Here is a 416-nt window from a genome sequence, read left to right as displayed (position 1 = left end):
ATCGATTTCAACCTGTTTTGCCGTTTTGACGAACTGAGCATCCCCGATTACAGCACCTTATGCCGCTACCGCAACTGGCTGGCGCAAGACGACACCCTGTCCGAATTATTGGAACTGATCAACCGCCAACTGACCGAAAAAGGCTTAAAAGTAGAGAAAGCATCCGCCGCCGTCATTGACGCCACCATTATCCAGACCGCCGGCAGCAAACAGCGCCAGGACATAGAAGTCGATGAGGAAGGACAAGTCAGCGGCCAAACCACACCGAGTAAAGACAGCGATGCCCGTTGGATAAAGAAAAATGGCCTCTACAAACTCGGGTACAAACAACATACCCGCACCGATGCGGAAGGCTATATCGAGAAACTGCACATTACCCCCGCCAATGCCCATGAGTGCAAACACCTGTCGCCTTT

General features: G+C 51.9%; 1 protein-coding gene. It reads left to right on the top strand.

What is annotated here, in order from left to right; genetic code table 11:
• Positions 1-416 (top strand): transposase (locus ACTHSX_RS10505; RefSeq protein WP_440379666.1); only part of this gene is annotated, 416 nt, incomplete at both ends.

Source organism: Neisseria sp. P0014.S002 (assembly GCF_051958295.1).
GTDB lineage: Bacteria > Pseudomonadota > Gammaproteobacteria > Burkholderiales > Neisseriaceae > Neisseria > Neisseria flavescens_B.
The sequence above is the reverse complement of the archived record's forward strand: the minus strand, read 5'-3'. Positions and strand labels throughout refer to the sequence as shown.